Source organism: Microcoleus pseudofavosus SVA1_A4, from assembly GCF_036700565.1.
Lineage (GTDB): Bacteria > Cyanobacteriota > Cyanobacteriia > Cyanobacteriales > Microcoleaceae > Microcoleus.
Genome location: NZ_JAUBPE010000041.1, coordinates 4,071 through 16,528, shown reverse-complemented (window position 1 = coordinate 16,528; position 12,458 = coordinate 4,071). Strand labels below are relative to the sequence as shown.

The window sequence follows — 12,458 nt, the reverse complement described above, 5'->3', positions numbered from 1 at the left end:
CAGGCGGTGGAAATCCGTGGAATGCCTCCCCGATCGGCTTTACCAAAGCGCTGTCGCGGGAATTCCCTAGCCTGGCTGTTACCTGCTTGGATATAGATAGGCAGACTGCGACAGACCTTCCAGCGATGGCCGAGCGGATCGCGGCAGAGCCAGAGTCTGCGCCCGGCACGGAGCTCGCGTTCCGAGGTTCCCGTCGGCTGGTGCGAACCATCCAAGAGATGCGTTTGCCCGATGACGGGAATAAGCTTCCCATGCGAGTTGGCGGATGTTATTTGATCGTCGGCGGATTGACCGGTATCGGATTCGAGGCGGCAAAGTTATTAGCGAATACGCCAGGCATAAAGCTTGTGCTAACTGGCCGGCGCCCGTTGGATGCCGAGCGATCGTCTCGTCTCAACGAGTTACAGCGGATCGCGTCCACGGTAATCTACCGCCAAGCTGATGTCGCAGACCAAGGGGCGATGGAAGCTCTACTCACCGAAATCCGCCAGACAGCCGGGCGGCTCAACGGAGCAATTCATTCGGCCATTGTCCTCCGTGACGCGAGCATTCGCACGATGACTGAAGCAGCGCTTCGGGAAGCGCTTGCACCAAAGATCGCGGGAAGCTGGCTGCTGGAAAGACTCACAAGGGACGAGCCGTTAGATTTCATCGCGTTCTTTTCTTCTGCCAACGCTCTCATGGGCAATGCGGGCCAGAGCAACTATGCCGCTGGCTGCACTTTTCAGGACGCTTTCGCCCTTTGGCTGCCCGAGACTGGGCCGAGAATTCAGGTCATCAACTGGGGCTATTGGAATGAAACGGGTATAGTCGCCAGCGAGGACTATAGCAAACGGATCGAGAAACAAGGGATTCTGGGAATAGGAACGGCTGAGGGCGTCGAGACATTGCGGCGGCTGCTGATTCATGGTGTCCGGCAAAGCGTGCCCGTTCGGCTGGGTGATGAGGTGCTGCGCTCCATCGATCGCAGCGGATGGAGTACGGAACGAATCCAAGAGTCCTCCGTGTCGTCGATTGTTGCCGCTTCCCAGTCGCTCGTCCGTTTCCTAACGAACTCGCCAATCGACCAACGCGCCGTCGCTGCGTTTCAGGAACTTGAGGAGTACGCACAGTTTCGCCTGCTGGGAACATTGCGAAAATTGGGCGTACTGCGCTCGAGTGAGGAGCGGTGGACTGCGCGATCGCTCATCGGCAAACTGCGGGTCCACAGCCGTTACGAGCGGCTGTTTGCCGCATTGCTCGATATGCTTTTGCGGGCTGGGTTAGTTCAGGAACGAAACGGTGACATTGTAGTTTCGACCGCAGGACTTCAACCTGAATCGCAAAGCCGGATCGAAGGTTTGCAGGCTGAGGCTAATCGGCTGCGATCGGACTATCCCGGAATTGCACCCCATGTTGAGTTGCTGGAAAAGTGTCTCGACCGTTACGGCGAAATCCTAACCGGTGAATGCGATCCGCTGACCGTTCTGTTTCCAGGAGGGTCGTCTTCCTTGGTGGAGGGAATCTATCGGGGCAACGCCCTGATGGACTACTACAATTCACTCACAGCGGAGGCTGTCGGTTCCGCTATTGAAGCGATTCTGACTGAGGCGCCAAACGCGATCGTTCGGGTCATTGAGATCGGTGCGGGCACCGGGGGTACTAGCTTCGCCGTTCTCAACAAACTGGATCGATTCGCCGAGTCGATCCTGTATACGTACACCGATGTATCGCCTGCCCTCGTCCGTCAAGCCGAACTCAAGTTCGGAGTTTCCCGACCATTCTGCGAATTCCGGGTACTCGATATTTCCAAGGACATCGAATCCCAAGGCTTTCAGCCGGGTTCCTACGATCTGGTGCTGGCAGCGAATGTTTTGCACGCAACCTCCAGTGTGATGGATTCCCTTCGCGAGGCTAAGCGGCTGTTGAAGCGTGACGGACTGCTTGTCCTCAATGAAGGCACCCGCGTTCAGGACTTTGCGACCCTGACCTTCGGACTTACGCACGGCTGGTGGTTATTCTGCGATTCAGACCTCCGTTTGCCCCATGCTCCTTTGTTGGGCGTGCGCCAGTGGCGGGCGGTGCTACGGCTGGCGGGTTTTCGGGGGATATGTGAAGCGAGTCCGGCGGTTCCTGGCGGCGGCGATGCAATACAGTCCGTCATTCTGGGAGAGAGTGACGGATGGGTTGAAGTTCCAGAAAAAGTGGCTGAGGAAACGAGTTCGGAAACTACTCAGGAAGTGCCCGCGGCAGCCGCCGAGCCAGCAGCTAGCCAGGCTGGGCTTATAGACTATCTCCGGGGGGTGTTCGCGTCAATCTTGCGGCTCGACGGCAAGAATCTGGCTCGCAAAGCAACTTTTGAAAAGTATGGAGTGGATTCTCTCGTAACGCTTGAGATTATCCGGGCGCTGGAACAAGATTTCGGACAACTGCCCCAAACCCTTCTGTTCCAGTGCACGTCTCTAGATGCCCTAGGCAAGTGGCTGGAGGAGAACAAACCTGATGAAGTACGCAACCTCATCCCAGCCTCGGCATTGAAATCCAAGATCGAAGCGCCGGCCGTGCATTTGCCACCGCAGCGCCAGAATTTCGGACCTGCTCCGATCGCCATCGTGGGAATAGCGGGGCGATACCCCGGAGGCGAAGGACTCGAAGACTTCTGGCGGAATCTCATTGACGGGCGCGAATGTATCTCCGAGATTCCGCCCGATCGCTGGCCGAATCGGGACTTCTTCGATCCGGCAGGCAAGAGGGAGAATAGCACCTCCTCCACTCGCGCCGGCTGGATCGACCGGGTGGACTGTTTCGATCCTCGCTTCTTCGGAATTTCGCCGAATGAAGCTGCCGGAATGGATCCTCAGGAACGGTTGTTCCTTGAGATCGCTTGGGCTGGGATAGAAAATGCCGGTCTGACGCCAGCCACCTTGGTTCGCGTTCCGAAGAACGCTGGCCGCCGGGAAGTGGGCGTGTTCGCTGGGGTGATGTACGGCGAGTATCAGATTCTGGCAGCGGAGGAGGCGCTGAACGGACACTTCGTGATGGCCGGATCGTCGGCATCTTCGATCGCGAACCGGTTCTCTTATTTATGCGATTTTCGCGGTCCAAGCGTGGCCGTCGATACAGCTTGCTCGTCTTCCCTGGTAGCTATTCATCTGGCGGTTCAGAGTCTGCGGCGGGATGAATGCCGCGCAGCGATCGCGGGCGGCGTTAACCTCATCTTGCATCCGCGTCATCTGGTGGCTTTAAGTCGGATGAAGATGCTTGCCCGAGACGGAGTTTGCCGTCCATTCGGTGCGGGCGCGTCGGGCCTTGTGCCCGGAGAGGGGGCCGGAGTCGTGGTCCTGAAAACCCTCGCCGATGCGGAACGAGATGGAGACCGCATTCTCGGTGTCATCCGCGGCTCAGCCACGAACAGCGGCGGGAAGGTTTCCGGCTACACTGTTCCGAACCCGGAGGCGCAGGCGGATGTCATCTGCGAGGCGCTGCGCGATGCGGGTGCCGATCCATCGGCGATTTCCTACATCGAAGCGCACGGCACTGGAACGGAGTTAGGCGATCCCATTGAGATATCTGCCTTGACGAAAGCGCTGGGCCGGAGTGAGTCCCCATACTGTGCGATCGGGTCGGTCAAATCGAATATCGGACATCTGGAATCGGCTGCGGGGATTGCTGGTCTCACCAAAGTGCTGTTGCAAATGAAGCACCGGCGCCTCGCTCCCTCGCTTCATGCCGAAGAACTGAATCCGCTGATCGATTTCCTAAAATGTCCAGTTTTCGTGCAGAACAAGGCGGCCGATTGGAAGAGATCGGGTGGCTCGCCTCTTCTGGCGGGCGTCAGTTCCTTTGGAGCGGGCGGGGTGAATGTTCACCTGATCGTGGAGGAATACCCGGCTCAGCCAGTCAGCAGGAGCGGAATCGCGGAGCCGATCGCACAACCTCAAGTCGTTCCCGTCTCCGCGATCGACGGTGAGCGTCTGCGCGTCCTCGTCAACCAACTGCTGCACGCCTTGGAAGCGCCGAATCCGCCTGACTTCGAGGATTTCGTATTTACGCTACAGAGCGGGCGCGTGGCACTCCCGTTCCGTCTGGCTGTGCAGGCGGCAAACAGGGCAGAACTAATTCAGCACTGGAAACTCTTCCTCAATGGAACTCCTGCACGCGAAGTGGTATTTGATCGCTCCAGAGACGACGAGGAAGAAATTATTGAGAAATGGGACGGCAACCCGCTGGAACTGGCAGCCCGTTGGGTAAAAGGTGCGGATGTGAACTGGAACGCTATGTGGCATGGCCGATCGCCGCGTCCCGTAGAATTACCGGGATATCCCTTTGAACGCCGACAGTGTTGGTTCCCACGCTCCACAAGCTCAGCACCAGCATCAGCACCAGAAGCAGCGCCAGAAGCAGGTGCGCCGATCGGCCTGTTTGCCCCTGAATGGGTGCCGATCGCCAGGAACAAAACCCCAAAAGCTCCGTTGGGCACGCTGCTCTGGATTGGGATTGCCCCCGATGGAGTGTCCTTAACTGCGGAATTTGAAAGCTTGGACTGCTGGAGCAGGTCTAGTCGCGCAATTTTAGCGATGCCGGGAATCGATTTCGATCCGTTGGCCGACGACCGATACCGGATCAATCTGGTTCGCGAACAAGACTATGATGCCTTGCTGGAACACCTCAAGTCCAAGAGGAACTTTCCGTCTCATGTGGTATTGCGATCGACGAAGCGTGCAGGGTTCGGGATGGACAGCGGGGAAGAAGACTATTTGCGGAACTCGCTCAACGGCACCCTTCATCCACTGTTTTGCTTGTGCCGTGCGATGCTGCGTTCAGCACCCACTGAGCCGGTGAATATTCTATATGTCGGTGGCGTGGGGGATGAGCAGCCATTCACGGATGCAGCGGCCGCGATGCTTGCCTCAGTCGCTCAGGAGAGTACCCGAATTCGACCTGCCGTTCTGGCTGTCGGAGATGCGATCGGCAGCAATGCAGCAGCTATTCTGGATGCCGCCTCCACCATCTGGAACCAGCGTGGCTCTTTCTCCTTCCATTTGGATGAACGCGGGCTTTCCGCGCGCGGACTCCGAACCATCGATCCCGGCCACTCTACCCCGAAGCCGATCTGGAAAGACGGAGGATGTTACATCATCACCGGCGGGCTGGGCGCGATCGGCAGAACGCTCGCGGAGAGTGCCGTCAGAGTCGGCAATGTTGCGTTGGTGCTGGCGGGCCGATCGCCGCTCGATCCGAAAAAGTCGGGAATTCTGGAGTCGTGGCGTGCTTTAGGCGCGAATGTGACGTATGTAGTGGCTGATGTTGGCGAAATTGCTGGCGTCCGCTTGGTTGTCAACGCGGCGCGGAAGACAGGGTTTCCGCTGCGGGGAATCGTCCATGCCGCAGGTGCGATCGACGACTCACTGCTAAGTCGAAAGGATCGCATTTCGTTCGACCGAGTGCTGCGCCCGAAGCTGCATGGAGTCACCTACTTCGATCTGCTGACACGGGAAGACCCACTCGATTTCTTCCTCTGTCTATCTTCGCTGAGTTCGATCTGGGGAGTACCGGGGCAATCGGATTACTCGGCTGCGAATGGATTCCTTGACGGATTCATGCTCTGGCGAGAGAGCCTTCGCCGATCGCACCTGAGAAGCGGGTACAGTCGGGCGATCGACCTCCCGTTCTGGCAGGGCGGAGGCATGGCACTCAGTGAGGACTCTCAAAAATGGATGGAGCGGTTTGCGGGGCTGCGACCGCTAGCGGCGGAAGATGGCCTGCGCCTGATCCAGTGGGCGCTGTCGCAGAATGAACCCCAAATCGCCATTGTGCCGGGAGACCCGGAGAAGTTTAAGACCCTGTTGAGCAGTCGCGCTGCGGTTGCGAAGTCTGGCATAGCAACTGGCAAGGTTGCCGGAAGTCTTCCGGCGGTTGGCTCGATTCTTACTCAAATCATTTCAGGGCTGCTGGGGCTTCGTCCCCAAGAAATCGATCCGCATTCGCGGCTCGGTGAATTAGGATTCGATTCCTTGCTACTTGCCAGGCTGGGTGAGGAACTGCACAAAAAGCTTCCTGGGCTTTCCCTCGACCCTGCTGTCTTTTTCGAGAATCCAACCGTGGAGTCCCTCTCGGCGTTGCTGGGCGGCGCGGAATTGGGCGAAACTGAACCCAGCGCTCCGATGGCGATCGCGCAACCAAAGCATTCGGAACACAGCAACGAAGCGATCGCAGTGATCGGAATGGCAGGACGCTTTCCGGGGGCGCGAAACACGGAAGAGTTCTGGGAACTGCTAGCTTCGGGATCGGATTGCATCACGGAGATTCCGCGATCGCGCTGGAACGCGGATCTATATACCGGCAAGTCGGCATGCAAGTGGGGAGGCTTCCTTGAGGATGTGGATCGTTTCGATCCGTTGTTCTTCCGGATCTCACCACGGGAAGCAGCATCGATGGACCCGCAGGAACGGCTATTCCTGGAAACCGCCTGGCACGCGATCGAGAACGCTGGATATACGCCAGCCCGGCTTCGCGCGAGTGCCAATGGCAGTTCCCGCCGCATAGGCGTGTTTGCGGGAATTACGTGGGGAAGCTATCAACTCCTCTCAGCCGAAGAGTGGTCTAGAGGCAACATGGTTTTGGCGTCTTCATCCTACTGGTCGGTCGCCAACCGCGTCTCATGGTTTCTGGATGGCACGGGACCGAGTATAGCCGTTGATACCGCTTGCTCTTCCTCCCTTGCCGCGATTCACCTTGCCGTACAGTCGCTGAGGCGCGGGGAGTGTGAAGTCGCGATCGCAGGAGGAGTAAATCTTCTGCTCCATCCCTCGAAGTATGTCGCCCTCAGCGGACTGGGGTTCCTTTCGGCGGACGGTCGATGCAGAAGCTTTGGACGGGGAGCCAATGGCTTTGTCCCGGGAGAAGGAGTGGGGGCGCTGCTCCTCAAACCGCTCTCGCTTGCCGAAGCAGACGGCGATCGGATCGACGCCGTAATTCTGGGCAGCGCGATGAATCAAGATGGTTTGACTACAGGCTACACAGTCCCGAATCCCGATGCACAGGCAGAACTCATCGGCCTGGCCCTGAAGGATGCTGCGGTTGATGCCCAAACCATTCGTTATATCGAAGCTCACGGGACTGGAACGGAGCTCGGCGACCCGTTGGAATGGCGGGGGTTAGAGAAGGCATTCCGCCGCCAAACCGGCCAAACGCACTTCTGCTCGCTCGGTTCTGTGAAATCCAATATTGGGCATCTGGAAGCGGCGGCAGGCGTTGCTAGCGCGATCAAGGTCATTTTGCAGATGCGCCACGGCACCTTGGTTCCATCTCTGCACTGCGGGGAACCCAATCCGGCCCTCGACTTAACCAATAGTCCGTTCCTTCTTCAGTCGAAACTGGAACCTTGGCAGGGCGATCTGCGGGCCGGTGTTAGCTCGTTCGGGGCGGGCGGGACCAACGTCCATATCATTCTCGAAGCTTACAAATCGCCAGTAGCGCCAGCGGACGCGGAAGATCGCACATCCAGTCCAGAAATACTTCATATCTCCGCACGCACTCCAGAGGCATTGCGGAGAATGGCTGCGAACCTTGCGGAGCATCTCGAAACACGCGGCGCCAGCCAAAACCTGTCTGATATCGCGTTTACACTCAGGCGGGGCCGGGTGGAAATGGAGCATCGGGCTGCGATCGCTGCGAATTCCTTGGGGGAAGCGGCTCACAAGCTGCGCGGGTGGATGGCGGTCGGTTCATTTGACGACCTGCCGGAACCCGCAAAATCCTGGGTTTTAGGGCAAACCGCAAACTGGTCCGCGCCGCAGCCCGACCTGTCTTGTCGGCCTGTAGTCCTTCCAGGATACCCCTTTGAACGGGAGAGGCATTGGCTCCAAATCACCGCGCCATCTCAAGCGCCGGACAGGCAGCAAGACAGCCCAAAGATCCTCTGTCCAGTCTGGCGCCCGTCTCCAGCCAACCAAGGCACGGAAGCATTCGACCTGCTGCTATTCGCCCCAGATATGGAGATGGCGCAGAAGTGCCAGCGCGAGCTCGCTCCGCTCCGGCGCGTGACGGTTGTATTGCCCGGTACCTCGCGGTTTGAAGTCCTAGAATCCCGAACCTTCCGCATCGATCCTGATGAGGAGCAACACTACGAACGGCTCCTTTCCGAGTGTCCGGCAGCGAAGGGCATCCTTCACTGCTGGGACTTGGTTTCGATGGCTGATGCTGGCAGCGGTTACGCTCCGCTTCGCCGGATGTTCCTTCTGGCTCAGTCCTTGCTCAAGGTCAAACCTGGACAGATGGACATTTATTACTTTTTCGACGGCCGGGATGGGGAAATCGCCGAACACGATGCGGTTGGCGGTTTCCGCCGTTCCATCACGGCTGCTTGTGCGGATCTGCGCCTCAGAACCATCCGGGTCGAGGTAGCCGCGGCAGATTTGCCCCTGCTCGTGAAGGCGGAAGCACAGACTAGCTGGTGTGACACCGATATCTTTTACCGGGACGGCGCGCGCCTGAGCCGAGACTTTACTCCGCTGGACCAAACTGCGACGGTGTCGCCAAAGCTCGCGGAGCAGGGTGTCTATTTGATTACAGGCGCAGCGGGTTCGTTAGGCTCCAAGCTCGCATTGCACCTTGCCCAGACCTGTCGCGCGCGTATTGTCATGACCGGGCGATCGCCCCATTCAGCGGCAGTCCAAGCTGCGATCGAGTCGGTGCGGAGCGCGGGTGGCGACGCCGCTTACTTTCAGGCGGACGTAGCATCCGAATCGGAGATGCGAGCAGCCCTCGCGAAAGCCGAAGCCTTGCTGGGCCGCGTCCAGGGTGTAATTCACTGCGCTGGCGTGCAGGGCCGGGGCACCCTGGGCGATATGAGCTGGCGCGATTTCAAGACGGTTCTGCGTCCTAAGTTGGAAGGCGCCCGCGTGCTGCACAAGCTCCTCGACTTTCGGAATTTAGATTTCGCGGTCTTCTTTTCGTCCCTCGCAGCGCTGGCAGGGGATCTCGGCAGTTGCAACTACGCTTGTGCCTGTCGGTATTTGGACGCATTTGCTGAGTCCGCAGGGTGCATTTCGATCGGTTGGCCGCTCTGGGCGGACGGTGGCATGAATCTCGAAAGCGAGGCGCGCGAGATGTATCTTGCTGCTACTGGACTGCGGCTGTTGACGGCTGAAGCTGGGATGCAGGCTTTCGATCGCGTGCTGCAACACGGCGCTGCGCGGACTCTAGTTTTAGATGCCGACGATGCTGCCATTGAGCGCTTACTGCAAGCTTCCGAAAGAACATTACCGAAACCCAGCGGTTCGGCAGTCGCGCCCACTGAAGTGGATGGTTCTGTCGAAGAATTGTTGAGAAACCTTGCTGCTTCCGTTCTTTCCATCGCTCCTGAAAAGCTCAACTCTCGGACTGGGTTCAGCGAGTATGGATTTGACTCGATTTTGCTGAAAGATTTCGCGGCAAGGATTGCACAGCAGTATAACGTTGACATCAGCCCGTCTATTTTCTTCCGGTTCAGCAATATCGCTGCGCTAGCGGGACACCTCAAAGAGTGTGGGGTCAAGGAAAACAACCTCGTTTTGCCGCCGCACACCGCTTCCAGCGACGAAGAGGAAGTCGCCATTATCGGGATCAGCGGGATGTTCCCCGGCTCCCCCGACCTCCAAGAATTCTGGCGCAACCTCGAAGCAGGCCGGGACCTGATTTCAGAGACTCCTGTAGACCGTTGGGATTGGCGCCAGTGTTCCCGGGATCTGGCGGGAACCGGTCGCGAAGAAGCTGCGCGGTGGGGTGGCTTCATTGAGCAGGTAGCTGAATTCGACCCTTTGTTCTTTGGCATCTCGCCAAGAGAAGCTGAGCAGATGGACCCGCAACATCGTTTGTTCCTGCAAAACTCGTGGCATGCGATCGAGAATGCGGGAATTCGCCCGTCTTCGCTTGCAGGCTCTAGGACAGCGGTCTTCGCGGGCGTGCAGATGAATGAGTACGTGGAGCGGTTTCGCGCAGGGACGGAACCTCAAGTGGCCACTGGAAACGCGCGTTCGATGATCGCCAACCGCGTGTCTTACTTGCTCGATCTGCGCGGTCCGAGCGAGGCGATCGATACTGCTTGTTCCAGTTCCCTCGTCGCCGTACACCGGGCCGTGCAGTCCATCCGTTCTGGAGAGGCTGAGTTTGCGATCGCTGGCGGGGTTCACCTCCTGCTGTCGGCAGACGCTGTTCTAATGGCGGCCCGGATGGGAGTATTGTCTCCAAGCGGGCGATGCCGGGCCTTCGATCGGCAAGCGGACGGCTACGTTAAAGGGGAAGGTGTTGGGGTCGTGTTCCTCAAGTCCGCTCGCCAGGCGCGCGCGGATGGAGACTTCATCCACGCCATTATCAGGGGTACGGGCGTCAACCACGGCGGGCGCGCTATGTCGCTGACGGCGCCAAATGCGGAGGCGCAGGCTAATCTGATCGCGACAGTCTACGAACGGGCCGGGATCGATCCAGACTCCGTGACCTTCATTGAGGCGCATGGAACCGGCACTCCACTCGGAGATCCGGTAGAAGTGGACGCGCTGATTGAGGCGTTCGATCGGCTCCACCGCTCAGGCAAGAGCTCTTCGGCCGCTCCGTTTTGCTGGCTGGGTTCGGTCAAAACGAATATCGGGCATCTCGAACCGGCGTCGGGGATTGCGGGATTGCTGAAGGTGATTCTGGCAATGCGGCATGAGAAGATTCCGGCCACGTTGCACCAGGACTCGGTGAATCCCCTTTTGCGACTCGATCGCGGGCGTTTCCGAATTTCTCCGTCTACTCGGGATTGGGAACCATTCATCGATCGATCGGGCCTCCCAGTATTCCGCGCAGGTGTCAGCAGCTTCGGATTCGGCGGTACCAACTGTCACGTCCTGCTGGAGCGTTCCGAGGTTCGGCACAAGCAAAACGATCCCCAATCGCGGAGCGTTCCAGAGATTATTCCGATTTCAGCCAAGAACCCGAAGGCACTGAGAGAAGCAGTCCGGGGTCTTGTGGAAGCGTTGCAGACTTGGGGAAAGGACTACCCGTTGCGAAGTGTAGCGCACACTTTACAGACCGGCCGGGATACATTCGCTGAAAGAGTTGCTTTCGTAGCTAGCGATCGAGAGAGCCTTTTTGTGCGGATTCAGAATTGGCTCAACGGAGCCCCGGCGGTTTCTGGAGACAGTAAGGCAGAACAGTCTGCGCGGGAATGGATGTCGGGGGGAAACCTGACATGGGATATCGAACCGGGATTCAAAGGTGAAAAGGTTCCCTTACCAGGCTATCCGTTCTCAAGCGCGAAACACTGGGTGCCGACGAAACCGGAAACCGGCTCGCTACTCCCAGATGTCGGGCCCGATTCCACCGATGCGGTAAAGATCCTCCGCTCGGTTATCGGTAAAACACTTGGTATCGCTGATGAAGATTTGGCAGACGATGCTGAATTGAGCACACTGGGCGTCGATTCTCTCGTACAGGTGGAACTCCGCCAGTCCCTGGAGAAGACCTTTGATTTGTCGTTGCCGGCAGATGTTTTCCTTCGCTATCCCACGATTGAGCAACTGGCCGCGAACTTACCGCCGACGGGGCCTAGCAAACCGTTGCAGCGTTCCCTGCGGAGTCCTCTAATGGCGTTCCACGAGAACGGCCGACAAGCGCCGTCTTTCTGGCTCCACGGCGCCCCCGGAGATACAAATTGGCTGTTGTCACTCAGCCAGTCTCTTGGGCCAGACTTCCCCTTGTTCGGAATCGAAGCCGTTGAATCCGCGTCTCAGGCGAGTGTCGAGGAACTGGCAGAGTATTACCTCTCAGTCATTCGGGAATCTCGTCCTGCGGAACGGTATCGGATCGGGGGCTATTCATTCGGCGGGGCGATCGCGGTCGAGATTTGCCGCGCGCTTGAACAGCAGGGCGAGGTTGTCCAGGATCTGATCCTGCTCGATACCTACGCTCCTGGGTCTGCGGATCTGCTCTACCTCAAGGAGAATACGACCCTGACCGATCCCGCATTTGCCTCGTTGCTGATCGGTAATATGCTGGTCAGGCGCTGGAACGCGCCGCGCCTTCTCGAACTTGGGGATTTCCATGGTGTGGAACCCGAAGACCATGCCGAGGTGATTGCAAACCGGGTTGGAAGGCACTCGCCTCTGAATCGGGAACAACTAATAAGTTCGATTGGCAAAGCGAGCCGGCTGGCGGCGCGGCATGACGGCTTTCTCAACGGCTATCGGCCGGAACCGTTCGTTTGCCGAGCCCGGGTGACGCTCTTCCGGGCGGCGCTTGGCTTCACGGTCGAAGGAAATACTTTAGCATTGCCGCCGATTTCAGCCCCGGCGGGAGACTCGCCGCAGGTGTGGGGCATACTTCTAGGCACCGATGTTGCCACACGAGAGTTTCCCTGCGACCATTTCGGACTGCTATCGGGTCCTGAAGCCAGCGGAGTGGCAGATGAGCTCCGCGAGATTCTGAGCTGCCAGACCGAAAGGAGGGCACTGAAATGA

General features: G+C 58.4%; 1 protein-coding gene (only partly in view). It reads left to right on the top strand.

From position 1 onward, the window contains the following. Positions 1–12,458 carry the 3' portion of an SDR family NAD(P)-dependent oxidoreductase gene (locus QUA02_RS18445; protein ID WP_333029727.1) on the top strand. Its footprint begins 14,107 nt before the window's first position, so the window shows 12,458 of its 26,565 coding nt (coding positions 14,108–26,565); the start codon falls outside the window, past its left edge; it ends in the stop codon at positions 12,456–12,458.